We start from the raw sequence: 26,597 nt of genomic DNA on the forward strand, positions 1-26,597 counted from the left end.
AGTTAATATGGGAAAGGATAAGTATCGATCATTAAGAAATGAGATGCGTAATAAACAGATAGTTGGTTCGAAGTTGACTATCATAAATCATTAGGAGGATAAAACATGCATTCAGACTTTTTCCAAGAATTAAAAGCCCGTGGCTTAATTTTTCAAGCAACCGATGAAGCAGCCCTAGAAAAACAATTAAATGAAGAGTCTGTTAAACTATATATCGGGTTTGATCCAACAGCAGATAGCTTGCACATTGGTCATTTATTACCGATCTTGACGTTGCGTCGTTTCCAACAAAACGGACATGTGCCGATCGCATTAGTCGGCGGTGGTACCGGGATGATTGGAGACCCTTCATTTAAAGATGCTGAACGTCAATTAAATACGTTAGAGACTGTTCAAAGCTGGTCGCAAAGTATCAAAAATCAGCTTTCAGGAATCATTGATTTTGAAAATAAAGAGAATCCAGCGATCGTTGCCAACAACTATGAATGGTTGGGCGAACTAAAAATGATCGATTTTTTACGTGATGTGGGGAAAAACTTTACGATCAATTACATGATGAGTAAAGAAAGTGTCAAACGTCGTATCGAATCTGGAATCTCTTATACAGAGTTTGCATACCAATTATTGCAAGCTTATGACTTCTATGAATTAAATAAACGTTACGGTTGTTTACTGCAATTAGGCGGCAGTGATCAATGGGGAAATATCACGTCAGGGATTGAATTGATTCGGCGCGAGTCAGGCAAACAAGCTTTTGGGTTAACCATGCCGCTGATTACTAAAGCTGATGGGACAAAATTTGGGAAGACCGAAGGCAATGCAGTTTGGTTGGATCCAGAGAAGACTTCGCCGTATGAATTTTATCAATTCTGGATTAATACAGACGATCGAGATGCAATCAAGTTTTTAAACTACTTTACCTTCTTGAGCTTAGAAGAAATTGCAGCAATTGAAGCAGAATTCACCAAAGCTCCTGAACAACGAGCAGCCCAAAAAGCATTGGCAAAAGAAGTGACTGTTTTAGTCCATGGTGCAGAAGCCTATGAACAAGCAGTGCATATTTCTGAAGCGCTATTTAGCGGGAATGTAAAAAATTTGAATGATGAAGAGATCAAGCAAGGATTTAAAAATGTACCGAACTATCGTGTACAAACAGACGATGATTTAAACCTCGTTGAAATCTTGTTGACTGCAGGGATTGAAAAATCTAAACGTCAAGCGCGAGAAAATATCACGAACGGTGCAATCTATGTCAATGGCGATCGTGTACAAGAAGTTGCTTATACATTGAGTGACCAAGACAAGTTAGCCGATAAGTATATAGTTATCCGTCGAGGCAAGAAAAAATATTTCGTTTTACAATTTTAGTTTTATCAGCAAAGGGATTGGACCAATTTTTGGCACAATCCTCTTTCTTTATCATGCAAGGTAAGCGCTTTTGGATTGAGAGGTGAGCACGTGAGAGCAGTTTTATTAAATTCGTTAGGATTATTTGTTATTATCTTGATAGGCTATCTAACCAAAAGACTCAACTTGTTAACAAAGGCGGATGGTTCCCTGATCTCAAAAATAGTTGTCAATGTCACATTACCGGCAGCAATTATTGTAAATTTGCAATCATTGGTGATTAAAAACCAGTTATTACTTTTGATTTTAGTCGGAGTATTCTTGAACTTAGTAATAATCATTATTGGTCATTGGTTCTCAAAAAGACAAGAGCAAGTCGAACGCGAGTTTTTGATGTATAGTGTTTCAGGCTATAATATCGGTAATTTTGCGATCCCTTTTGTACAGAGTTTCATGCCGCAAGCCATACCGATTTTGTCGTTTTTTGATATCGGAAATAGCATCATGTTGGCTGGAGGATCAAATGTAGTGATTGAGAGCATCAGTGGAGGAAATGAGGAACGTCCAAGTATCAAAAAAGTTCTAGGTCGATTGGGTCGATCAATTCCTTTTCTTTGTTATTTGATTATGTTGCTCTTACGGGTAACAGCGATCGATTTGCCGCAAGCAGTCTTTCAATTGGTGCAGCCTGTCGCAAATGCTAATACTTTTTTATCGATGTTTATGATCGGTTTATTTTTGGAACTGCGGTTGCCCAAAAAAGATCTAGCTTTAGTTTTGCGAGTTTTAGTAATCAAATATGGAAGTGGGCTATTATTGACAGCTTTGTTCATGTGGTTGCCGTTTCCTGAGATGATTAAGATTGTTTTGTGCCTTGTTTCGGTTGGACCGATTCCGACATTTGGAGTCATTAATAGTGTGGCCGCCGGAATGCGAGCAGAAGTAGTCGGATTCACGTCCTCGTTAAGCTTTTTGATTAGTTTGCCGTTGATGACGAGTTTACTATTATTTTTATAAAAAAACTGGAGGTTTTTATGTTAATTGGTTCTCATGTAAGTATGAAGGGAAAAGGTATGTTATTGGGTGCTGCACAAGAAGCAGCTAGTTATGAAGCATCGACCTTTATGATCTATAGCGGCGCCCCGCAAAATACTCGTCGCAAACCAGTGGAAGAGATGAATATTCCAGCTGGAGAAACATTTATGAAAGAACATGGCTTGTCAAATATTGTCATGCATGCACCTTATATTATCAATTTAGGAAATACGAAAAAACCGGAGATGTTTCCTTTTGCTGTCCAATTTTTACGAGACGAAATCATGCGAGCTGAAGCGCTAGGCGCTATGCAGATCACGTTGCATCCTGGTGCACATGTCGGTGCGGGTGAAAAAGCAGGATTGGATCAAATCATCAAAGGTCTAAATGAAGTGTTGACCAAAGATCAACGGGCGCAAATCGCTTTGGAGACGATGGCAGGGAAAGGGACAGAGTTGGGGAGAACTTTTGAAGAGTTAGCGTATATTATCGATGGCGTAACATTGAATGAAAAACTTTCAGTAACTTTTGATACTTGCCATACCAATGACGCAGGCTACAATGTCAAAGAAGACTTTGACGGTGTCTTAGCAGAATTTGATCGGGTGATCGGTCTGGATCGTTTAAAAGTGATTCATGTAAATGATTCTAAAAACCCAATCGGCTCTCATAAGGATCGTCATGCTAATATTGGTTTTGGCACGATTGGCTTTAATGCGTTGAACAAAATTGTTCATCACGAAAAATTGAAACATTTGCCAAAAATCTTAGAGACACCTTATGTAGGAGCAGATAAAAAAAATCAACGGGCTCCTTACGGCTTTGAGATTGCTATGTTAAAAGCAGAAACATTTGATCCAGATCTCTTGACAAAAATCCAAGCATAAAGCAGAGGGCAAATAAACCTCTGCTTTTTGCTATAAAAAAGCGGTTGATTAGTTGAAAAAGTTCAATTTAATACAGTCGCTTAAAATTACTCTCGAATTTGACCGTTGCCGTAAATGATGTACTTAGTCGCAGTCAAATGTTCCAACCCCATCGGCCCACGAGCGTGTAATTTTTGTGTAGAGATTCCGATTTCTGCACCGAAACCAAATTTGAAACCATCAGTGAAACGAGTCGAAGCATTGATGTAAATAACAGCTGCATCTATTTCATTCAAGAATTTTTGCCCATTTGAATAACTGTCCGTTACGATAGTTTCTGAATGTTTCGTATTATACTGATTGATATGTTCGATTGCTTCATCAAGCGAAGAGACAACTTTGATTGCTAAAATATAATCTAAAAATTCCGTTGCCCAATCGGTTTCGGTAGCTAAATTTGCTTGATCCAAATAAGTTAAAGCTTCAAGATCTCCTCTTAAAGCGACCTGATGAGGAAGCAAAGCTTTTTCTAACCTAGGCAAAAAATCACTAGCAATCTCTTTATGAATCACTAACGTTTCAACGGCATTACAGACAGAGGGGCGTTGTACCTTCGCGTTGACGACGATGTTCAGCGCCATATCTAATGATGCCGCCGTATCAACATAGATATGATTGTTTCCAGTACCAGTTTCAATCACAGGTACGGTTGCATTATTTTTGACACGCTGAATTAATCCTGCTCCGCCGCGAGGGATTAAAACGTCCAGATAGTCATTTAGCTGCATCAATTCCTGAGCAGTTTCATGGGACGTATCTGTAACAAATTGGATCATTGCCGGATTGAGCTGTTGTTTTTGCAAAGTCTGTTGCATAAGTTGTACGAGCACTTGATTCGAGTGGAACGCTTTTTTGCCTCCTCGAAGTATCACAGTGTTTCCAGATTTGAAACATAAACTGGCTGCATCAGTTGTTACATTTGGTCGTGCTTCAAAGATGATGCCAATCACACCTAATGGCACACGTTGTTGCCCAATCATCAGCTGATCTTCTGTACGCCACATTTTTTCCACTACGCCAATTGGATCTGGCAAAGCTGCGACTTGCCGAATGCTTTCAGCCATTTCGCTGATTCTTTCAGCAGTTAAACGTAAGCGATCAAGCATCGTATCAGAGAGTTTATTTTTTTGTGCTTGGATTAAATCCAGTTGATTGTTCGCTAAGATCTCTGACAGATTGTTTTCTAAATCTAGGGACATTTGCAACAAACAGTCATTTTTTTTCGCAGTCTCCAGTAGACATAATTGCTGGGCAGCAAGTTTACTTTGTTGCCCTAGTCTATTTAGTAAATCACTCATACTGATCCCTCCTTGAATAATGTCCCGATTTCATCACCGGCTAAAATATCAAAAATTATTCTAGGTGGTTTGCCATTGGCTAAGACCATCGTGCTATTAGCTGCCAAAACTCGTTGAGCTGCTTTTAATTTACTGAGCATTCCGCCAGTACCAAAACGACTGCCTTCGCTGCCAGCTTGTTCCAACAATGTTTGATCAATCATTGAGATAGCCGAATACAAAGTTGCCTGTTGATTTTTAGTCGGATTATCAGAGTAAAAGCCGTCAATATCACTTAGTATAATCAATACGTCTGCTGCCATCAGTTGTGAGACGACTGCAGATAGTTCGTCGTTGTCACCAAATTTTCTCGTATGATCCATTTCATCTACTGCAACGGTATCATTTTCATTGATGATTGGAATGATACCCATTGAGAGCAATTGTTCCAAAGTATTGATTACATTGGAGCGGCTTTCTGGAAAATCGACGACATCTCTTGTCAGTAATACTTGAGCAGTTTGCTGACTGTAGCCTAAAAAGCGTTGGTTGTAAATATGCATCAATTCTGATTGTCCTACTGCGGCAACGGCTTGTTGAATGGGGATTTCTTGTGGGCGTTCTCTCAAGTTAAGTTTATCCATGCCCACACCAATTGCGCCAGAAGAGACGAGCAATAATTCTTTTCCTTGGTTACGAAGATCTGTTAAGACAAAAGCTAATTGGTCGATACCAGAAAAATTGATTTTGCCATTTGGATGAATCAACGAACTTGTTCCAATCTTTACAACGATCCGATTGACTGATTTTAAAAATTCTCTCATATAGACACCTCTTCACTTAGCCACCAGTGAGGAAGATAGTAAAATGGATTTTATCATATTTTAATCGTTATTTCATCAATTGTTTAAAAAATAATGAATTTTTTTGCTGGTTTGTTTGGCTTGTATAACAAGTAGAAGGTATTTTTTTGATAAGAAACGAGCGATCAGTCATCCGTAAGAACAAACTAAAATTTTATTGTTGTCTTTGAAGATTCTTAAAACTGCTTTTCTTTTGCTGAATCTTCTAGTAAAATGTATGAGAATGTGTCAGGAAAGGAGCGGTGAAAATGGTATCAACTGGAATTGTAGTATTGATCGCAGTAATTGCTGCACTATTAGGTGCTGTTGGCGGTTTCTTCTTAGCCCGTAAATATATGCAAGACTATTTCAAAAAGAATCCTCCAATCAACGAGGATATGTTACGTCAAATGATGATGTCAATGGGACAAAAACCATCAGAAAAAAAAGTGCGTCAAATGATGCAACAAATGAAAAACCAACAATAATTTTTGAAAGGACAATCGTCACTAGATGATTGCCCTTCTTTTTTAATCCATAAAACACTGAATGATCTGTCAAATAATTGATCGAAGTATAAAGGAGTAATAGATCTTTACTTTATGAAGTACAAAAAAGCTGACAATTAGTAAGCAGATTTGTCGACAGAATAAATTCTTGGATGTAAAGTAAAGCCGAATGGAGGAATTACTGAATGTATGATGTAATAATTATCGGCGCAGGTCCTGCTGGGATGACTGCAGCCTTATATGCTTCACGCTCGAATTTAAAGGTTCTTTTGATTGAACGTGGTGCGCCAGGCGGACAAATGAACAATACCGCTGAGATTGAAAATTATCCAGGTTTTGAATCCATCATGGGTCCAGAACTTGCGATGAAAATGTACGATGGTGTCACGAAATTTGGGACAGAAAATGCTTATGGGATCGTACAAGACATTAAAGATCACGGCGATTACAAAGAAGTCATTACTGAAGATACCAGTTATCAAGCAAAAACGATCATTGTTGCTACCGGTTGTGTTCATCGCAAATTAGGTGTGCCAGGGGAAGAATCTTTTGCTGGACGTGGCGTTTCTTATTGTGCAGTTTGTGATGGGGCATTTTTCCGCAACAAACGATTAATTGTTGTTGGCGGTGGTGATTCTGCAGTAGAAGAAGCCATCTACTTAACCCGCTTTGCTTCTGAAGTTGTGATTGTTCATCGGCGAGATGAGTTGCGTGCCCAAAAAATTATTCAAGATCGTGCCTTTGCTAATGAAAAAATTTCATTTATTTGGGATAGCGTAGTGGATGAGATCGTCGGCAACGATATGGTTGTGACAGGTGCACAGATTCGCAATGTCAAAACAGGTGATGTTCATTTAGAACCAATAAATGGTGCCTTTATCTATGTCGGATTGGAACCATTGACCGAACCATTTAAGAAAAGCGGAATCACCAATGCTGCTGGTTGGATTGAAACTGATTATGAGATGAAAACAAAAATCCCTGGTGTTTTCGCAATTGGGGACGCACGTGAAAAGGATTTGCGCCAGATCACTACAGCTGTTGGAGAAGGCGGAATCGCTGGACAACAAGTATATAAATATATTGAAGAACAACATTAATCTCAAGAAGGCAGCTAGCTGCCTTCTTTTTTCGTAAGATTACTAAAAAAATTTCACCTAAGACAAGATACAAGTCCCCTTTGCTGGCTATGGCAGTAATGGTATACTTAATTGGTAAGAAAATTTTGAAAGAGGTGTGTTTCATGTCTTGGGAACAAGTTTATGAACAATGGATCGATTCAGATAAATTAGATGAAAAAATGCGTAAAGAATTACAAGACTTAGGCAAAGATCCTGAGTTGAAAAAAGATGCGTTTTATAAACCATTAGAATTTGGAACCGCAGGGATGCGCGGAATCTTAGGACCGGGTGTCAATCGAATGAATATTTTTACGGTTCGTCAAGCGACAGAAGGCCTAGCACGTTTTATGGATACACAAGATCCTGAGACGAAACGTCGAGGAGTAGCAATTGCCTACGATTCACGCCACATGTCGCCAGAGTTTGCTATGGAAGCAGCGAAAACTTTAGCAAAACATGACATTCCTTCCTTTGTATTCGAAAGTCTGCGCCCAACGCCTGAATTATCTTTTGCGGTACGTTTTGAAAATGCCTTCACTGGAATCATGATCACAGCGTCTCATAATCCGGCAGAATACAATGGGTATAAAGTCTATGGAGAAGACGGGGGCCAGATGCCGCCAGAAGATGCCGATGCATTGACAACCTTTGTCCGAAATGTAGAAAACCCGTTAGAAGTTGAAGTATTGTCTGATGAAGAAGTGGAACATAGCGGGCTGATTACTATCATTGGCGATGAAGTTGATTCTGCCTATTTAAAAGAAATCAAATCAGTAACAATCAATCAATCATTGATTGACGAGATGGGCAAAGAATTAACATTAGTTTATACACCTTTGCATGGTACCGGTAAGATGTTAGGTGAAAAAGCTTTGAGACAGGCTGGTTTTGAAAAATTCGTACTTGTTCCAGAACAAGCGATTGCTGATCCTGATTTTTCAACTGTAAAATCACCAAATCCAGAAGAACATTCTGCTTTTGAATATGCCATCAAATTAGGTGAAGAAGCTGATGCTGACTTGTTGATCGCTACCGATCCAGATGCAGATCGACTTGGGGCAGCGGTCCGTTTACCTGATGGGCGTTATCAAGTATTGACTGGAAATCAAATCGGAGCCATTATGATTCGTTATATTTTAGAAGCGCATAAACAAGCAGGAACGTTACCAGAAAATGCGGTGGTCTTAAAATCAATCGTATCAAGTGAACTTGCGACAACTATTGCCTCTTCCTATAATGTGAAAATGGTAGATGTATTGACTGGGTTCAAATTTATTGCGGAAAAAATCCAACAATATGAAAATGATCATTCCCAAACATTTATGTTTGGTTTTGAAGAAAGCTATGGCTATTTGATTAAATCATTTGTTCGTGATAAAGATGCAATCCAAACATTAGTATTATTGGCCGAAGTAGCAGCGTATTATAAAAAACAAGGAAAAATATTGTATGATGGCTTGCAAGATATTTTTGCGGAATACGGCTATTATGCAGAAAAAACAATCTCTGTTACATTAAATGGGGCAGAAGGTGCAGAACGGATTCAAACAATCATGGAAAATTTACGTAATGAAGCACCAAAAGACTTTGCTGATGTGGCGATTACATTAACTGAGGATTTCAAAACGTCCAGAGCAATCACAGCTGACGGTTCTGAAAATACAATCGACATGCCGGCTTCAGATGTTTTGAAATATACGTTAGCTGATGAAACTTGGCTAGCAATCAGACCTTCTGGGACCGAACCAAAAATTAAATTATATATCGGTGTGAAAGGTGATTCTCATGATGCCGCCGCAGAAAAAATTGCGACGTATGAAGAAGCAATCCGTAAAATTGCCGAGTAAATGAGGGCTAAAAAATGAAGGAACACGAAGAGTTTCAAGCGGTCAGTCAATTTTTTAAAGTTTTGAGTGATCCAACACGGCTGAAGATTTTAATGTTTCTAAAAGAAGGAGAACGCAATGTCTCTTCTATCAGCGACACGTTGATGATGGAACAGTCTGCTGTTTCTCATCAATTACGACTATTACGGGACAATCGTTTAGTGAAGGCACGTCGTGATGGCAAGGCTATGCTGTACAGTTTAGACGATCAGCACGTCTTAGATGTTTTAGAACAAACCTTTCGTCATGTCTTACATCAATAAAAGGGAGCTTTTCCAAATTTTTTGGAAAAGCTCTTTTTTTTTATAAGAATTTTGTTATACTGTTAGCTAACTATTAGAATATGATGAAATTATCTTTAATAAGAATGCAATTTAATGGAGGCGGATTATGGAAAAAACAGTCAAGGTGGGTCTATTAGGGTTAGGTGTCGTAGGGACCGGTGTCTTAGAAATTCTAGCCGACCATCAAGAAAAAATTAAAAAAAGTATTGGTGCTTCCTTAGTTGTATCGAAAGCCTTGATTCGACCAGGAGAAGATAAAAGTGCGCTAGCCAAAAAATATAATCTAGAATTAGTCACAGAACTAGAAGCAATTTTAGCTGATCCTGAGATTGCGATTGTAGTAGAAGTGATGGGACGAATCGAGCCAGCTAGAACATTCATCAAAAAAGCATTGCTATCAGGAAAACACGTTGTAACAGCCAACAAGGATCTGTTAGCCCAATATGGACGTGAGTTAGTTGATCTAGCCCGCGATCAACAACGGAATTTATATTACGAAGCGAGTGTTGCCGGTGGGATTCCAATCTTACGAACGATTGCGAACAGTTTAGCAGCTGATGATATTACAGAAGTTTTAGGAATCGTCAATGGTACGACCAATTATATGTTGACTAAAATGGTGCAAGAACACCGAACATATGAAGAAACATTAAAAGAAGCTCAAGAACTTGGTTTTGCAGAAAGTGATCCTACCAATGATGTTGATGGGATTGATGCAGCGTATAAGATGGTCATTTTAAGCAAGTTTGCTTTTGGTATGACTGTTACAATGGATCAAGTCAAGATCAAAGGAATCCGCGGCTTAGCAGCTGAAGATGTCTCGATGGCTGATCGACTTGGTTATACCGTAAAATTAATTGGTTCAACGATAAAAAAAGACGACTCGATCTCAGTAGAAGTAGGTCCTGTCTTAGTAGCCCATCACCATCCGCTTGCTTCAATTCACAATGAAATGAACGCGGTATTTATCAAAAGTTCAGGCATCGGTGAATCAATGTATTACGGTCCTGGTGCCGGTAGTCGACCTACAGCAACAAGTATCGTAGCGGATCTGATGACGATTGTTAATAAGATGAAAAAAAATACAGTCGGTCATCGTTTCACCGGCTATACACAACCAACGAAAATCACGCCGCCTACTGAAAACATCAGTAAATATTTCTTGTCATTAGAGATGCCGGATGAGCATGGACAATTTTTAAAACTTGCTGAAATTATGTCACAGGCAGAAGTTGGGTTTGAACAAGTCGTTCAAGAAAAAGGGGATGGTGCACATGCCCGAGTCGTTTTGATTACTCATGCGACCTCTGAAACAAAACTAGCAACGATTCAACAAGCAATCAAAGAAAAAACTAAATATAAATTATTATCATTGATGAAAGTTATGGGGGAATAAACATGTACGAAGGTCTATTAAAACAATATAAAGAATATTTACCAATCACGGATAAAACGCCTGAAATTGCTTTAGCTGAAGGAAACACACCGCTGATTCCATTGAAAAATTTGTCAAAAGAGTTAGGGATTACTTTATATGGAAAATATGAAGGTCTAAATCCAACAGGTTCATTTAAAGATCGCGGAATGGTGATGGCAGTAGCAAAAGCAGTGGAAGATGGTGCTAAAGCGATCATTTGTGCCTCAACAGGAAACACAAGTGCAGCAGCTGCAGCTTACGCAACACGTGCAGGGATTAAAGCCTATGTCGTGATTCCAGATGGAAAAATCGCATTAGGAAAATTAGCACAAGCGATTGCTTACGGAGCAGATATCATCTCGATTCCTGGGAATTTTGATGAAGCATTGAAAGCTGTTCGTGACATCGCTAAAACTGAAGCAGTCGCATTAGTAAATTCAGTGAATCCATATCGTTTAGAAGGTCAAAAAACAGCTGCTTTTGAAGTTTGCGAACAATTAGGCAAAGCACCTGATGTGTTAGCAATTCCAGTCGGCAATGCCGGGAATATTTCTGCTTATTGGAAAGGGTTCAAAGAATGGCATGAGAAAAAAGGAACAGATTTACCACGAATGCACGGTTTTGAAGCCGAAGGAGCGGCGGCTATTGTAAAAGGTCAAGTGATTGAAGCACCTGAAACAGTTGCGACAGCTATTCGAATTGGAAATCCGGCTAGTTGGAAACTAGCCGAAGCTGCTCGTGATGAATCAAAAGGGTATATTGATTCAGTCACTGATGCAGAAATCTTGAATGCTTATCGCAAAGTTGCATCACAAGAAGGTGTTTTTGTTGAACCAGGTTCAGCTGCTTCATTAGCCGGAGTAATCCAACATGTAAAAAATGGTCGAATCAAACCAGGTGAGACAGTTGTAACAGTATTTACCGGCAACGGCTTAAAAGATCCTGATACAGCAATCAAAGAAACAGATATCAAAATCAATAAAATGAGTGATGTGGAGGACATGCGCCGGCATTTACGTGAAGGAGTGGCCGCTCTATGAAAATCCGCGTCCCAGCAACCAGTGCGAATTTAGGTCCTGGTTTTGACTCATGTGGCATTGCTTTGTCTCGATATTTGACTATCGAAATAGGTCCTGAAACAAGAACTTGGCAGATCAATCATCAATTAGGCAGTGAGATTCCCTCAGATGAAAAAAATCTGTTGATTAAAACGGCGTTAGATCTAGCGCCGACATTGAGACCTCACAAAATTACGATGATTTCAGATATTCCAATTGCTCGTGGTTTGGGAAGCAGTTCATCGGTCATAGTAGCAGGGATCGAATTGGCTAATCGCTTAGGAAATCTAGGAATGACTCCGCAACAAAAAGTGGCATATGCGACAAAAATTGAAGGTCATCCTGATAATGTCGCTCCTGCAATTTGCGGAGACTTTGTAGTGGCAAGTTACAACAACAATGAAGTAAATTTTGTGGAACATACTTTTCCTGATTGTGATGTGATCGCCTTTATTCCTGATCATGAATTATTAACTTCAGAAAGTCGTGGGGTTTTACCAAAAGAATTGTCGTATCATGATGCAGTGAAGGCGAGCTCGATTGGAAATGTCATGATTGCGGCGATTTTAAATGGAAATTTGCCATTGGCTGGAAAAATGATGGAACGAGATATTTTACACGAAAGTCATCGGCAACATTTAGTTCCTCATTTAAAAAAAATTCGGACGCTATGCAAAACATATGGCGGCTATGGCAGCTTTTTAAGTGGAGCGGGTCCGACAGTTTTAGTGTTGACACCACCAGAAAATACAGAAAAATTAGTGACGGCTTTGAAAGTACTCAATCATGAAGCGTCGATTGATGTACTTTCGATTGAAAGAGAAGGCGTTCAAATATTTTAATTGCAATGAAAAGAAGAGTACAATGAATCGGACTTGACAGAGAGCTTCAGCAGGTGAGAAGAAGCAGCAGCGATTGATTAGAAGATGGCCTTGGAGCAATTGTCAATCTGACACGGGAACGCCCGTTACAGCAGTTCGTAGCAATACGACAAAAGTTCAGTCTTGTAAGAGATTGATAAACTAAGGTGGTACCACGGCACTCCCGTCCTTTCATTGTGAAGGACGGGAGTTTTTTGTTTGTCAGTCGATTTTGCGGGATGATAATCTGAAATACATATTTTTTCAAAGTCAAAAAGTAATTTTGGAATGAAAAGGCTAAATAATTAGGAGGAAGAACAATGGAATTTGAAACGAAATGTTTGCATGCAGGGTATCAACCTGGAAATGGGGAGCCGCGCGTTCTGCCGATCACTCAAAGTACAACATATACTTACGGTTCAACAGAAGAAATCGGGAAATTATTTGACTTAGAAGAAGCGGGGTATTTTTATACCCGTTTAGCAAATCCAACGACAGGTGCAGTGGAAGAAAAAATCGCAGCACTAGAAGGTGGTGTGGGGGCACTTTGTACTGCTTCAGGACAAGCGGCTACTTTTTATGCCTTGTTGAATATTTTAGAAACCGGCGATCATCTGATTTCTTCAAGTTATATTTATGGGGGAACGTACAATTTGTTCGCTCATACTTTTAGAAAGATGGGCATAGAAGTGACTTTTGTCGATCAAGATGCTTCTCAAGCAGAATTATTGCAAGCAGCAAGACCAAACACGAAAGCAATTTTTGGGGAAACAATTGCCAACCCAGCAATAAAAGTATTGGATCAAGAAAAGTTTGCTGCAGTAGCAAAAAAATTGGCTATTCCTTTTATCATTGATAATACTTTTGCAACGCCATATTTTTGTCGCCCATTTGAATTTGGAGCAGATATCGTTGTTCACAGCACTACTAAATATTTAGACGGTCATGCTGTACAAACCGGTGGTGTGATTGTTGACGGTGGGACTTTTGATTGGAACAACGGGAAATTCCCTCAACTTTCTGAACCAGATGAAACGTATCATGGCATCGTTTATACAGAAAAATTTGGTAATGCTGCCTATATCACCAAAGCCCGTGTGCAGTTAATGCGCGATTTAGGTGCAGCACCTGCACCACAAAATTCATTTTTGTTGAATCTCGGGATGGAGACGCTGCCTGTTCGGATGGATCGGCATTATCAAAATGCCTTGGCCGTCGCAGAATTTTTAACAAAACAACCGGCGGTCAAACAAGTCTATTACCCAGGACTGAAGACCGATGAAAACTATTCATTGGCACAAAAATATGTCCCAAATGGTTTGTGCGGAGTCATTTCGGTAGAGTTTGCAGCAGGGAAAAAGGCAGCTGCTAAATGGTTAGATACGTTAAAACTCGTTTCATTAGAAGTCCATGTGGCAGACATTCGGACCTGTGCACTACATCCAGCGACCTCTACCCATCGTCAACTAACAGATGAAGAATTGCTGCAAGCAGGAATCTCACCAGGACTTGTGCGTTTATCTTGCGGCATCGAAAATGTGAATGATATTCTTGCCGATTTACAGCAAGCATTTGATAAATTGGAGGGATGAGACATGCCAATTCGTTTAGAACCTGATTTTCCAGCAAAAACTATTTTAGAGTCTGAAGATATTTTTGCAATTGATACTTCTCGTGCCAAACATCAAGATATCCGTCCGCTAAAGTTATTGATCCTGAATCTAATGCCCAATAAAATTGACACAGAAATTCATTTATTGCGCTTGATCAGTCAAAGTCCGTTACAGATTGATGTAGATTTTTTAAAGACTACTAGCCATGAGCACAAGCACACGAGCAAGAATCATTTAGATGAATTTTATTTGGATTTCTCCCACGTGAAAGAGAACTATTATGATGGCTTGATTATTACGGGAGCGCCAGTAGAGCAGATGGATTTTGAAGAAGTCGATTACTGGTCAGAGTTGGTAGAAATCATGGAATGGAGCCAATTATCGGTGACTTCGGTTGTCCATATTTGTTGGGGAGCACAAGCCGGGTTGTACCATCACTTTGGCATTGAAAAAGTCGCTTTTACTGAAAAACTATTTGGGATTTATAAACAAGATATTCAGCATCATTTCCGTTTGTTTAGGGGCTTTGATGATCGCTTTTGGATGCCGCAATCTCGTTATACGGGGATCAATGAAGAACAAGTTCAGCAGAAAAAGATCAAAGTAATCGCTCAAGATGAAAATAAACAGTCGACTATTTTGATTTCTGAAGACGAGCACGATATTTTTTTGATGGGACATTTTGAATATGGGACGGATACTTTGGAAAAAGAATATTTACGAGATCGTGAACGAGGGGTAATCACTGCACTCCCGCAGAACTATTACGAAAACGGTATTGTCCATAATTGTTGGCGAGCACAAGCTCATTTGTTTTATCACAATTGGTTAAATGACGTCTATCAGCTAACACCTTATCACTTAGAAGATATTCGACAGTTGCAAAAAGAAAGAAAACTAAGATCGATTAGATCTTAGTTTTCTTCCTCCATGAAATAATAACTATGGTCTTCTAAATCTAACGCATTCATAATCATAGCAGCGGTCTCTTCAATTGAAAGAGTCGCTACATTGATAATCTCACAACCTAATTTATGATAGAGCTCATGAGCAAATTTTAGTTCTGCTTGGATTTTTTCTCGATCTGAATAGGCTGTCTCAGGATTTAGTCCATAGGCACGCATCCGTTCTTTGCGAATGCCGATTAAAACTTCTGGGTCATTAGTCAAGCCGACGATTTTTTTCGGATCGATTTCAAACAATTGTTTAGGAATATGTGCTTGAGGGATCAATGGCAAGTTGGCGACTTTCAAGTTTTTATTTGCAAGATACAAACTCAATGGTGTTTTGGAGGTACGAGAGACACCAAGCAAGACGACATCAGCTTCCAAAAAGCCTCGAGGGTCTTTACCATCATCATATTTTACGGCAAATTCCATTGCTTTGATACGCTTGAAATAATTCTCATTCAAATGATGCAATGCGCCTCGTTCGCCGGATGGCTCAAGTTGTGCGCGTTTACCGATTTCACTAACGACGGGATTCAATAGATCCATCGTGAACAACTCTTCATTATCAGAAAAATCTTTAGCGATTTTGGCTAATTTGGGATCAATCAATGTATAAATGATCATACCATTTTCATCTTTGGCATCGTTCAACGCCTTCATCAGTAATTCTTCCGTGTGTACAAAAGTCCGTCGGAAAAGACAAAATTCCACAGTAGGGTATTGTGCCATCGAGGCTTGTGCTAATTTCGAAGCCGTTTCTCCCGCGGAATCGGAGATGATGAAAATAGTGACAACTTCATTTTGTTTTTCGCTATCCATAAAGAAAATCTCCCTTGCAATCAGTGATAATTTATTATACCATACAGTTTATTCGGAATCATTACACTTTGAAACGAGGGATACAATGACTCAGACAACTTTATTAGAAAAAGCTATTGCAAAGGTAAAAGAAAATGGGTTTAAATATACCAAAAAACGTGAGACTTTATTAGATTATTTAATTAGATGCAATCGGTACGTTTCCGCCCGTGAAGTTTATGATTATTTGAATGGACAGTTTCCTGGTCTGAGTTATGATACGGTCTATCGCAATTTAAGAGAATTTTGTGAGATTGGTTTAATTGAAGACACCGAATTGCAAGGAGAAATGAAGTTTCGTTTTAGCTGCAGTGAAAATTTTGAGCATCACCATCATTTTATTTGTACTGTATGTGGTATGACAAAAGAGATCCATATGTGTCCAATGACGTTCTTTAAAGAGCAATTGGACGGCTGTGAGATTAAAGGTCATCGTTTTGAGCTATATGGTCGTTGTGAACAGTGTCAAAAAATTAATGAATAAATTAACAATTAAAATTCTTCAGTACCTTGACTCAAAATAGCCCATTAGCTATAATGACTTATGGACGGTCTTGTTTATTGAAAGTATATTTCAATAACAAAAACGGTTACATTTCAAGCCCGGAGGGAGGGAATTTATATGTCAAAAACAGTGGTTCGTAAAAATGAATCTCTTGACGATGCTCTTCGTCGCTTCAAACGTTCCGTTTCAAAAGCAGGGACTCTACAAGAATCTCGCAAACGTGAATTTTATGAAAAACCAAGTGTGAAACGTAAGAAAAAATCAGAAGCAGCTAGAAAACGTAAGAAATTTTAGTCTGTGAACGGAGTGATTCGATGTCACTACTTACTACCTTGAATGAAGACATGAAGCAAGCAATGCGAGCAAAAGACAAAGAGACTTTGCAAGTGATCCGGATGCTGAAAGCTTCGATTCAAAATGAGCAAATAAAAAAAGGCCAGGATTTAAATGAAGAAGAAGAGTTGACTGTTTTATCTCGTGAGATGAAACAATGTCGGGATTCTTTAACAGAATTTGAAAATGCTGACCGCACCGATTTGGCTGATAAAGTCAAAAAGGAAATCGTAGTTGTTGAAAAATACTTGCCGACTCAACTTTCCGAAGAAGAGATTCGTGCGATTGTTACCGAAGCAATTACAACAACAGGAGCAACTTCGCCAAAAGAATTTGGTAAAGTGATGGGTGCAGTGATGCCGAAAGTCAAAGGTAAAGCTGATGGCAATCAAGTCAATGCAATCGTCAAAGAGCTTCTGAATAAGTAAGCAATCATGAAAGTCGAGAGAATGTTCTCTCGACTTTTTTTGCGACTACCACTACATAAATAAATCATATTTTTAGCAAAGACGGCAAAAAAGTTAGTTTTCCTTTTCCATACTTAAACAAAGAAAATGTTAAGAGAGCAAAAAGATGGTTTATCAAGGATCAGTTAGAATCAATCTTCTAAAGGTGAAAAAATTTTTATGATGTTGATCTAATAGTCCCTGGGGTTCTTTTTTGTAAAAGTTTAGACAATTTTTCTTTTATTTAGAGTGTGGTATTATAGGGAGGAATGATTTACGAAGGGATGAACGCTTGTTGAATAGCAACGATTTTGAGTCGTTAGAAATAAAGCTTGATGGAAATGATGACATCAGTATGCTTTTAGGTACCCATGATAAACATATAAAATTTTTAGAAGACAATACAGAGACTACGATCAATACTCGAGGTGAGATGATCCAGATTATCGGTCCAAAAGAAGAGATAAAATTGGTAGCTGAGATTATTCGAACGCTCCAAGTTTTGATTGACCGAGGTGTTAAAGTAGCCACGCCGGATGTGATGACAGCATTACGTTTAGGACGTGAGAATCACTTAGACGAATTTATTATGATGTATGAAGAAGAACTATTAAAAGATCGTAGCGGAAAACCTATCCGACCAAAAAATATCGGTCAGAGTCGCTACATCGCAGCGATACGTAAATCTGATGTAGTTTTTGGTGTGGGACCTGCCGGTACAGGAAAAACATATTTAGCAATCGTTATGGCAGTTGCCGCATTAAAAAAAGGGGAAGTACAGCGAATCATTTTGACCCGTCCAGCAGTAGAAGCTGGAGAGAGTCTGGGATTTTTACCAGGTGATTTAAAAGAAAAAGTAGATCCTTATTTACGTCCGATGTATGATGCATTGCATCAAATCTTTGGGATGGAGCATACCAATCGCTTATTAGAACGCGGAGTCATTGAGATTGCCCCGTTAGCGTATATGCGCGGTCGGACATTAGATGATGCATTTGTTATTTTGGATGAAGCACAAAATACGACCATTTCACAAATGAAGATGTTTTTGACGCGTCTTGGATTTAACTCTAAGATGATCGTTAATGGAGATACTTCTCAGGTGGATCTACCTAAAGGACAAGTCAGTGGTTTGATCCATGCGGAACGAACCTTAAAAGGAATCAAAAAAATTCGTTTTGTGAATTTTGAAGCAGGGGATGTAGTTAGACACCCCGTAGTCGCAGAAATTATCGAAGCGTACGAACAAGAGAACCTACGACGCCAAGAGAAGTAGTCAGGAGGGCATTGAATGTTAAATCAACCCATCAATAACTTGCTGAAAAAGTTAGGTTCAAAATTTATACCGATTATTTTAGGAATCTTCTCGATTATCTTGATTTTAACAATGTTTACTAGCGTGATACAAAAAAGCGTGGACTATAAAGAAGGTCAAGTAGCAACAGAAAGCATTCGTGCCAATAAAACGATCGAGAACAAAGAAGAAACGAATCAAAAACGTCAACTTGCTGTAGAAGCAGTTACACCTGAATACACCTATCAATCTGATTTGGCAAATACACAACATGATCGAATCAGCCAGCTGATTTTATTAATCCAAAAGGCCAATGGTGAATTAGATAAGAATTATCAAAATAAAGTATCACAAGCTAAAGAAGGCGAAAAAATTCCTCAGCCAACGATTGCTGAACGGATAGCAGCGATTAAAAAGAATTTTGAAGGTTTAGATCCAGAGACGGTGACTTTTTATCAACAACTGCCAGAAGAATTTTATCAATTGGTCGTCCAGTTGAACACAGCTGATTTGACTAAAGTCGGGACAGAAAGCTTAAAACTTTTAGATGAACAGATGACTAAACGGATTCGACAAAGTGATCTTGCTGAGTATAAGCAACAAGCTATCGACAAGATCCAAAGTTTGGGTTTATCTGATGAATCAAATCAAGTAATCCGCTATTTATTAGAAAATGGAATCGTGATTAATGATTCTTTAAATCAAAAGCGCACAGATGAATTAAAGGAACAAGCCAGTGATTCTGTTCAACCAGTGATGATCTATCAAGGTGAAGTCATTGTACGTGAAGGCAGCCAAATTGATGCTAATTCCATCAATAAATTAAAACTGCTTGGTCTGACTAGCTCGAGTACTTCTGTGTTCCCATTAATCGCAATGATCTTATCGGCGATTTTACAAGGAGTCTTGTTATGGTTTTATAGCCGCCAATTTGAAGTTGAATTTCAACGAGTGCGCTTCATTTTATTTTATAGTGCCACGATGGTCATCGGCGTTATTATCATGAAGATTCTTCAAAGTTTTCAAGGCAGTAGTTCCAATAATCTAGCGTTGTTCTTTCCAGCTGCGTTTATGCCATTAGTTTTGACTGTCTTTGTCAATCGGCGAGCAGGCGCCTTATCGGCTGTTTTCCAAACAGTTTTTGCGCTATTTATTTATTACAATGCTATCGGGACCAATATGCTACCGGTCATTTTGATGACGTATCTTTTTTCTGGTACGTTAGCTGTTATGGTAAAACAAAAACGATTGTCTGATCAGGCAAAACAAGCGATGCTCTGGATTGTCGCCTTTCCAGTGATCTGGTCGGTTATTTTGAGTATTTATCAAGGGATGTCCTTTACTGATTCTCAAACATGGGGATTGTTATTAGGCGCTTTTGCTGCTAGTATCCTCTCTTTTATTATGGGGATGGGTTTGCAACCGTATATTGAGATCTTAGTGACTGATAGCAGTGTAATCACATTGAATGAATTGAGTAATCCTAATCATCCGCTACTAAAAGAATTATTGGAAAAGGCACCAGGAACGTATCATCATTCGATGATGGTTGCCAACCTAAGTGCAAATGCAGTGGCAGAAATCGGTGGGCGCTCACTGTTGACTCGAGTCGCCTGTTATTATCACGATATTGGTAAGATCCGTCATGCCAATTTTTTTGTTGAAAATCTACCAACAGGAGCAGAAAATCCACATAATTTTTTACTGCCGGAAGATAGCAAGCAAATCATCTTTGGCCATGTCATTGAAGGGGCAAAAATTTTAAAAGAATATAAGATGCCGCAAATGGTGATTGACATATGTTACCAACATCATGGTACGACATTGATGAAATTTTTCTACTTTAAAGCCAAAGAACGCAATCCTGAAGTAACAGAAGCAGAGTTTCGTTACCCAGGTCCTAAACCGCAAACTCGTGAAGCTGGGGTCGTGAATATCGCAGATAGTTGTGAAGCTGCAGTCAGAGCGATGGACCATCCTTCAATCGATAAGATTACTGATTTTGTCCATAATTTAATTGAAGAACGAATCAATGATGGTCAGTTAGATGATTCTGGCTTGACATTGAAAGAAATTCGAATCGTTGAAAAGTCATTGATCAGCGGCTTGAGCTCTACCTTCCATTCTCGGATTAAATATCCGCGAATGCAATCAGAGGCAGAGAAAATGAAAGAAGAGCAAGAGAAAAAAGGGGAAGAGTAATGGATATTACCTTTATTGATGAAACAGAGCAAGTCTCTAATGAAAAAATCCAAGAGATTGATGGCGTATTGCAATTTGCAGCCGATTATTTAAAACTGCCGGAAGATACCGAGATGTCAGTGACTTTTATGGACAATGCAGCAATTCAAATCATCAACCGCGACTATCGCGGAAAAGATGCACCAACGGATGTGATCAGTTTTGCATTGGAAGAAGAAGGAGAAGACGAGATTCCAATTATTATGGATGAGGAGGATAAGATGCCGCGCAATCTAGGCGACATCATGATCTCTACAGAACGTGCTCAAGAACAAGCAGAAGAGTATGGGCATAGCTTCGATCGTGAATTGGGTTTTCTAGCCGTACATGGCTTTTTGCATATCAATGGCTACGACCACATGACTACAGAAGATGAAAAAGAGATGTTTGGTCTACAGAAAGAGATATTAGATGCCTATGGACTTAAAAGATAAAACGGGAAAAAACAAACATTTTATCACATCTTTAGAATTTGCCATCCAAGGGATCAAAACGGTTTTTCAAGAAGAACGCAATATGCGTGCCCATGTGGTCTTTGGATTGATGGCGATACTTGTAGCATTTTTGCTGGGGGTCTCTGTGCTTGAGTGGCTGTGGATTTTTCTAGCAGTCTTTCTAGTCTGGATCGTGGAAATTATCAACACCGTTTTTGAAAATGTTGTGGACATGGTAACAGATTGTCATTTTCATCCAATTGGAAAAAAAATCAAAGATATGGCTGCTGGAGCAGTCTTAGTCACTTCGTTATTTGCCATTATCGTGGGTGTCATTATCTTTTTACCAAAAATCATTGAGCTTTTTCTTTAGTAAAAAGAAAAAAGATTCGAAATAGCATTTTTTGCTAGCAGAAAGGAATAATATATGTCAGAACATAAATCAGGATTTGTTGCCATTGTTGGCCGTCCCAACGTAGGTAAATCAACGCTGTTAAATCGTATTGTCGGGCAAAAGATTGCCATTATGAGCGATAAGGCACAAACTACTAGAAATAAGATTCAGGGAGTTTATACAGTACCCGAAGCACAAATTATCTTTATTGACACGCCAGGTATTCATAAACCAAGACATCGTTTAGGTGATTATATGGTTGAGATGGCCTATAGTGCATTAAGAGAGGTCGATGGGATTTTATTTATGGTCAGTGCAGATCAAAAACGCGGCCGTGGCGATGATTTTATTTTGGAACGTTTGAGTAAGCAAGAAGTTCCAGTCTACTTAGTAATCAATAAAATCGATACCATCCATCCAGATGAATTATTAGCCATCATCGATGATTATCGTACAATCATGGACTTTAAAGAGATTATTCCAATCTCAGCAACTGAAGGAAACAATGTTGAACACCTGCTTGAAACATTGGTCGATCAAATGGATGAAGGTCCGCAATATTTCCCCGATGATCAAGTTACCGATCATCCTGAATATTTTATCGTTTCTGAATTGGTTCGAGAAAAAGTCTTGCGTTTAACGAGAGATGAAGTACCGCATTCTGTGGCAGTCGTGGTAGAATCGATGAAACGCGACGAGAATGACAAGGTTCATATTCAAGCATCGATTATTGTTGAACGAACGAGTCAAAAAGGAATCATTATCGGTAAAGGGGGCAAGATGTTAAAAAATATCGGGACACAAGCCCGCAAAGATATCGAAACGCTTTTGGCAGACAGAGTATATTTAGAACTATGGGTCAAAGTCCAAAAAGATTGGCGTGACAAACAAACTTATCTGCAAGATTACGGATATCGGAAAGACGATTATTAAACAAAAGCTTCGCGATTTTTCGTGAAGCTTTTCTTCTCGAGAAGAGGTGAGAAAAGATGGCACAAATCAGTGAAACAAAGGGAATCATTTTATTTAGTCGAGATTACAAAGAAAAAGACAAGTTAGTCAAAATCTTTACTGAATCCGCCGGTAAAGTGATGTTTTTTGCTAAAGGCATTCATCGCGCCAATCATCCTTTGCAGACAGCAATCCAACCATTTACTGAAGCAGTCTTTATTGGGAATCTGAAAACAGATGGTCTATCATTTTTAAATAGCGCAAAAGAAGTTCGTCCGTTGCGAAAACTGCAAGAAGATATTTTTTTGAACGCCTATGGTTCATATATCTTAGGTTTAGCTGATGCGGCGATTGAAGATCATGTGTATGACCCAGCGTTATATGGATTTACTCGCGAAGCGTTGCAACGGATGAATGACGGGGCAGATGGTGAGACAATCATGAATATTTTTGAAGTTCAGATCATGCAGCGATTTGGTGTTTCCTTGAACTGGCAAGGATGTGGGGTCTGTGGTAAAAAGACTGGGGCTTTTGATTTTTCTTCAAAATACAATGGCATTCTCTGTCAAGAACATTGGCAATTGGACCACCATCGGTATCATGCAGATCCGCGGGCAATCTATTTTTTACGATTGTTCAATAGTGTGACCTATGAAGCCATCAATACAATCAATTTAAAACCAGAAACGAAAAAAACTATTCGCCAAACATTGGATCAATTATACGAAGAGTATGTGGGCTTACATTTAAAAAGCAAAAAATTCATTGATCAAATGAGTGAATGGCAAGACGTATTGAAACCAAAAAATGAGAAATGATCCGTAGTACCGAATGGGTGCTGCGGATTTTTTATGCAACAATAATTTTTCCATCGTAAGAAAATGCAGCCTTGTAAAAAGAACTTCAGGGATCAATTTTGTTCTTATTGAAAAAAATCGATCTCTTTCACAGATTTTCATTGCTAAATTATGGTAAAACGATTAATATTATTAGAAATTATTAATTTTTTAGCGGTTAAAATGAGAAATTATTGATTGCTGATCTTTTTATAGATGAGGAGATACTATCAATCATGGGAATTTGACTCATTTTTGTTGAAGCGGAAATAAGATGATTTTAATAAAAATTGGGAGTGATAAGTATGGAAGAATTATGGGATGTATTAAGACCTGAAGAACAAATCGAATTAAGCTTAAGAAAGTTGTATACACAACATCATTTCCATCCTTATCACTTAAATAACTTTGAAGACTACGGCAGTTATCAACAAAGCTATAATTTTTTACGAAACTCATCTATTATCACCTTCACTGGAAATGATGGACGAACGATGGCGTTAAAACCGGATGTGACGTTGTCGATTGCTAAAAATACCCCTGCTGGCCAAGCGCGTAAAGTGTATTACGTAGAAGATGTCTATCGTCATGATCGCCAAGCAGGAGAGTATCAAAAAATTTACCAAATCGGTTTGGAAATCATCGATACGATTACATGGGAGAATCAGCTAGAAGTATTGGAACTCGCTTGGGAAAGTTTGGCTCAAGTTGGTGAAGGAACGTTGGATCTGTCTCATATGGGAATCTTAAATGGGATATGTAATCGTTTTGCTGAAGAAGATCGGCAAAAAGTTTTAGACTGCTTACGCGATAAGAGTTCTCATGACATGGATGCCTTAACGTTAAAAGCAGGGTTAACAAAAGAGGAATCTGAGAATCTAGCCAAATTGGTTCGTTTGTCAGGGGATTTTGAGACTAAATACCAACGCGCGAAAAAATTATTAGCAACTTATCCTGAAGCACAAGCTGGTTTAGCAGAATTGAAACAATTATATCAGGCGTTGCAAGAGAAGAAATTATCTAAAAAAGTTCGTTTGCGCTTAGATTTTTCAATTATGAATGATGCTGATTATTATAGCGGACTATTATTCCAAGGATTTACTAAAGCAGCACGGGCAACGATTTTGTACGGGGGCCGTTATGATCGTTTGATGAGTCGACAAGGAAAAAATCAAGGAGCAATCGGGTTTGGTATGAAATTGAATCATGCCGGTCAAAAAATTCCTGTAGTAACAAAAAGTTCAGACTATTTGAATATCGCATTGCCTAAGGGTCGAATGGGAGATGCAGTCTATGAGTTGTTTACCAAAGCTGGTGTGGCATCAGAAGGGGTCTTTGTTGAAAATCGTAAATTGATTTTTTGTGATGAAAGAAATAAATTGCGCTTCTTTTTAGTCAAACCAAGTGATGTCGCAATCTATGTTGAGCATGGTGCTGCTGATATTGGTGTTGTAGGGAAAGATGTTTTGTTGGAAAGCCAAGCGGAAGTAATCGAATTTCTGGATCTGCACATGGGCAATTGTCGTTTGGCAGTAGCGGCGCATAATGATTTTGAGGAGGATTTTTCTCGACCATTACGAGTGTCGACTAAGTATCCGCAAATTACAAGAAAATACTATGAAGGTAAGGGACGGTCAGTGGAGCTGATCCATTTACACGGTTCTATCGAGTTGGCACCTTTATTAGGTTTATCGGATGTGATTGTCGATATCGTCGAAACAGGAACGACGTTGAAAGAAAATGAATTAAAAGTCATTGAAGAAGTGGCACCGTCTTCTGCACGTTTGATTATCAATAATGCGACTTGGCGATTCAAACAGGAAAAAATCCAGAAGGTAATCGAGAAGGTGAGGGAACAGCTATGAGAGTTTATTCAACCAAAAAAGATCCGTTAGCCGATATTTTAGCACGAAAATATAGTGAGACAGCCGATGTTTCTGCAGTCGTTCAAAAGATACTCGCTCAAGTACAAGCGGAAGGTGACAAAGCTCTGTATCAATTGATTGAAGAAATCGATCATGTGACATTGGATTCGTTGACTGTCAGTAAAGATGAGATTGAAGCAGCCTTACAAACCATTTCTTCTGACTTGCTAGCAGTAATGGAACAAGCCAAAGAAAATATTCTCGCATTCCATCAAAAACAGATACGTCAAGGTTTTGTTTCAACCAAACAAAACGGAGTCGTTATGGGACAACGAATCATCCCGTTAGCTTGCGTAGGTGTGTATGTTCCAGGTGGAACGGCTGCGTATCCGAGCACAGTATTGATGGACGTTTTACCGGCAAAACTTGCCGGAGTAAAAAAAATCGTCATGATGACACCTACTGATCACAACGGCCAAGTTCCAGCAGCGATTTTAGCAGCAGCCAAAATCGCTGGTGTGGATGAAATTTATAAAGTCGGCGGGGCACAGGCAATAGCCGCCCTTGCTTATGGAACTGAGACGATTCCTAAAGTAGATAAGATTGTTGGTCCTGGAAATATCTATGTCGCGACCGCTAAACGAATGGTCTATGGCAAGGTCGATATCGACATGGTCGCAGGACCTAGCGATGTATTGATTGTTGCTGATCACAGTGCTGATCCGCGATGGATTGCCGCAGATCTTTTAGCCCAAGCAGAACATGATAAATTGGCTCAAGCAATTCTTATTACGACTGAAGAAAGTATGATTGAAAAAGTCCAGCTAGAACTAGCACAGCAGTTAGCTGAATTGCCAAGAAAAGTTATCGCAGAAGCTGCAATTGAAAACAATGGGAAAATAATTCTGGTCCAAAATTTGACAGAGGCATTATCACTTGCTAATCAAATCGCACCAGAGCATCTTGAATTAGCCGTGGAAGAACCTTTTGCTTTATTAGGCAAGATTGAAAACGCCGGAAGTGTCTTTTTAGGGCATCACACACCAGAAGTTTTGGGGGATTATTTTGCTGGTCCTAATCATACTTTGCCTACGGAAGGGACCGCTCGGTTTTATTCCCCATTATCGGTAGATGATTTTGTTAAAAAAAGCAGTTATCTGTATTATACAGCCGATGCATTGAATGAAGTGGGTGCGGCAGTTGAATTATTTGCAGAGACAGAAGATCTGATTGGTCACGCACGGTCAATGAATGTTCGAAGAAAAACAAACGCTTCTTTTTCTGAAAAAGAAAACAAAAATTAGTTGGCAGTCTA

26 protein-coding genes are annotated in these 26,597 nt (G+C 39.0%); 23 read left to right on the plus strand and 3 right to left on the minus strand.

All coding sequences use genetic code 11. From position 1 onward, the window contains the following. The first annotated feature begins 105 nt into the window (after positions 1–105). The 3 genes from tyrS (at position 106) to P7D84_RS01965 (ending at position 3,269) form a co-directional block, all read left to right on the plus strand. Entirely contained in the window at positions 106–1,368 is a 1,263-nt protein-coding gene (tyrS, locus tag P7D84_RS01955) for a tyrosine--tRNA ligase (protein ID WP_311804821.1), read from the plus strand. 90 nt (positions 1,369–1,458) lie between these two features. After that, entirely contained in the window at positions 1,459–2,364 is a 906-nt protein-coding gene (locus tag P7D84_RS01960) for an AEC family transporter (RefSeq protein WP_311804822.1), read from the plus strand. A 17-nt stretch (positions 2,365–2,381) separates the two neighbouring features. Then, positions 2,382–3,269 carry a deoxyribonuclease IV gene (locus tag P7D84_RS01965; protein WP_137604342.1) on the plus strand — a complete coding sequence of 296 codons (888 nt, stop codon included), beginning with the start codon at positions 2,382–2,384 and terminating at the stop codon, positions 3,267–3,269. Positions 3,270–3,355: 86 nt separating this feature from the next. Here P7D84_RS01965 and P7D84_RS01970 read toward each other — a convergent pair whose 3' ends face one another. Next, entirely contained in the window at positions 3,356–4,606 is a 1,251-nt protein-coding gene (locus P7D84_RS01970; RefSeq protein WP_311804823.1) for a glutamate-5-semialdehyde dehydrogenase, read from the minus strand. After that, complete coding sequence (proB, locus tag P7D84_RS01975) at positions 4,603–5,409, minus strand: glutamate 5-kinase (protein ID WP_311804824.1); 807 nt, start codon at positions 5,407–5,409, stop codon at positions 4,603–4,605. The genes P7D84_RS01970 and proB overlap by 4 nt, the downstream gene beginning before the upstream one ends. A gap of 287 nt (positions 5,410–5,696) precedes the next feature. Here proB and P7D84_RS01980 point away from each other — a divergent pair, with 287 nt between their 5' ends. The 9 genes from P7D84_RS01980 (at position 5,697) to P7D84_RS02020 (ending at position 15,093) form a co-directional block, all read left to right on the plus strand. After that, the gene (locus P7D84_RS01980) at positions 5,697–5,915 is read left to right on the plus strand and encodes a YneF family protein (RefSeq protein WP_010740033.1); all 219 of its coding nucleotides are present in this window, start codon (positions 5,697–5,699) and stop codon (positions 5,913–5,915) included. A gap of 206 nt (positions 5,916–6,121) precedes the next feature. Next, a complete protein-coding gene (gene trxB / locus P7D84_RS01985; RefSeq protein WP_137604345.1) occupies positions 6,122–7,036 on the plus strand; it encodes a thioredoxin-disulfide reductase in 915 nt (304 codons plus the stop codon). Positions 7,037–7,179: 143 nt separating this feature from the next. After that, entirely contained in the window at positions 7,180–8,904 is a 1,725-nt protein-coding gene (locus P7D84_RS01990; RefSeq protein WP_311804825.1) for a phospho-sugar mutase, read from the plus strand. A gap of 14 nt (positions 8,905–8,918) precedes the next feature. Next, positions 8,919–9,206 (plus strand): ArsR/SmtB family transcription factor, encoded by a 288-nt coding sequence (locus tag P7D84_RS01995; RefSeq protein ID WP_137604347.1) that lies wholly within the window; start codon positions 8,919–8,921, stop codon positions 9,204–9,206. Between the two features lie 127 nt (positions 9,207–9,333). Next, positions 9,334–10,623, plus strand: a complete 1,290-nt coding sequence (locus P7D84_RS02000) for a homoserine dehydrogenase (RefSeq protein ID WP_311804826.1) — start codon at positions 9,334–9,336, stop codon at positions 10,621–10,623. A gap of 2 nt (positions 10,624–10,625) precedes the next feature. Continuing rightward, entirely contained in the window at positions 10,626–11,684 is a 1,059-nt protein-coding gene (thrC, locus tag P7D84_RS02005; RefSeq protein ID WP_137604349.1) for a threonine synthase, read from the plus strand. Continuing rightward, complete coding sequence (thrB, locus tag P7D84_RS02010; protein ID WP_311804827.1) at positions 11,681–12,544, plus strand: homoserine kinase; 864 nt, start codon at positions 11,681–11,683, stop codon at positions 12,542–12,544. Before thrC ends, thrB begins: the two co-directional genes overlap by 4 nt. Before the next feature lie 338 nt (positions 12,545–12,882). Continuing rightward, positions 12,883–14,154, plus strand: coding sequence for an O-acetylhomoserine aminocarboxypropyltransferase/cysteine synthase family protein (locus P7D84_RS02015; RefSeq protein WP_137604351.1), 1,272 nt, complete (start codon positions 12,883–12,885; stop codon positions 14,152–14,154). A 3-nt stretch (positions 14,155–14,157) separates the two neighbouring features. Then, positions 14,158–15,093: a homoserine O-succinyltransferase gene (locus P7D84_RS02020; protein ID WP_311804828.1), complete on the plus strand. Its 936-nt coding sequence runs from the start codon at positions 14,158–14,160 to the stop codon at positions 15,091–15,093. Here P7D84_RS02020 and P7D84_RS02025 read toward each other — a convergent pair. Further along, the gene (locus P7D84_RS02025) at positions 15,090–15,944 is read right to left on the minus strand and encodes a pyruvate, water dikinase regulatory protein (RefSeq protein ID WP_311804829.1); all 855 of its coding nucleotides are present in this window, start codon (positions 15,942–15,944) and stop codon (positions 15,090–15,092) included. The genes P7D84_RS02020 and P7D84_RS02025 overlap by 4 nt on opposite strands. A gap of 85 nt (positions 15,945–16,029) precedes the next feature. Between P7D84_RS02025 and P7D84_RS02030 the strand changes: the two genes are divergently transcribed. The 11 genes from P7D84_RS02030 (at position 16,030) to hisD (ending at position 26,586) form a co-directional block, all read left to right on the plus strand. After that, positions 16,030–16,467: a Fur family transcriptional regulator gene (locus P7D84_RS02030; protein WP_311804830.1), complete on the plus strand. Its 438-nt coding sequence runs from the start codon at positions 16,030–16,032 to the stop codon at positions 16,465–16,467. A gap of 138 nt (positions 16,468–16,605) precedes the next feature. Continuing rightward, positions 16,606–16,782 carry a 30S ribosomal protein S21 gene (gene rpsU / locus P7D84_RS02035; protein WP_002356740.1) on the plus strand — a complete coding sequence of 59 codons (177 nt, stop codon included), beginning with the start codon at positions 16,606–16,608 and terminating at the stop codon, positions 16,780–16,782. A gap of 20 nt (positions 16,783–16,802) precedes the next feature. Then, entirely contained in the window at positions 16,803–17,249 is a 447-nt protein-coding gene (locus P7D84_RS02040; protein ID WP_311804831.1) for a GatB/YqeY domain-containing protein, read from the plus strand. A gap of 373 nt (positions 17,250–17,622) precedes the next feature. Then, the gene (locus tag P7D84_RS02045; RefSeq protein WP_137604380.1) at positions 17,623–18,543 is read left to right on the plus strand and encodes a PhoH family protein; all 921 of its coding nucleotides are present in this window, start codon (positions 17,623–17,625) and stop codon (positions 18,541–18,543) included. Positions 18,544–18,558: 15 nt separating this feature from the next. Then, complete coding sequence (locus P7D84_RS02050; RefSeq protein ID WP_311801254.1) at positions 18,559–20,763, plus strand: HD family phosphohydrolase; 2,205 nt, start codon at positions 18,559–18,561, stop codon at positions 20,761–20,763. Further along, positions 20,763–21,236, plus strand: coding sequence for an rRNA maturation RNase YbeY (ybeY, locus tag P7D84_RS02055; RefSeq protein ID WP_137604357.1), 474 nt, complete (start codon positions 20,763–20,765; stop codon positions 21,234–21,236). Before P7D84_RS02050 ends, ybeY begins: the two co-directional genes overlap by 1 nt. Continuing rightward, on the plus strand, positions 21,214–21,609 hold the full coding sequence (locus P7D84_RS02060) for a diacylglycerol kinase family protein (protein ID WP_137604358.1): 396 nt from the start codon (positions 21,214–21,216) through the stop codon (positions 21,607–21,609). The genes ybeY and P7D84_RS02060 overlap by 23 nt, the downstream gene beginning before the upstream one ends. Positions 21,610–21,663: 54 nt before the next feature. Next, a complete protein-coding gene (era, locus tag P7D84_RS02065) occupies positions 21,664–22,563 on the plus strand; it encodes a GTPase Era (RefSeq protein WP_137604359.1) in 900 nt (299 codons plus the stop codon). A 56-nt stretch (positions 22,564–22,619) separates the two neighbouring features. Then, positions 22,620–23,399 (plus strand): DNA repair protein RecO, encoded by a 780-nt coding sequence (gene recO, locus P7D84_RS02070; protein ID WP_311804832.1) that lies wholly within the window; start codon positions 22,620–22,622, stop codon positions 23,397–23,399. Between the two features lie 323 nt (positions 23,400–23,722). Further along, positions 23,723–25,282, plus strand: coding sequence for an ATP phosphoribosyltransferase (gene hisG / locus P7D84_RS02075; protein ID WP_137604361.1), 1,560 nt, complete (start codon positions 23,723–23,725; stop codon positions 25,280–25,282). Then, positions 25,279–26,586, plus strand: coding sequence for a histidinol dehydrogenase (gene hisD / locus P7D84_RS02080; RefSeq protein ID WP_311804833.1), 1,308 nt, complete (start codon positions 25,279–25,281; stop codon positions 26,584–26,586). The genes hisG and hisD overlap by 4 nt, the downstream gene beginning before the upstream one ends. Positions 26,587–26,597: the final 11 nt, after the last annotated feature.

Origin of the sequence: Enterococcus dongliensis, from assembly GCF_031927985.1 — a bacterium.
Lineage (GTDB): Bacteria > Bacillota > Bacilli > Lactobacillales > Enterococcaceae > Enterococcus_A > Enterococcus_A dongliensis.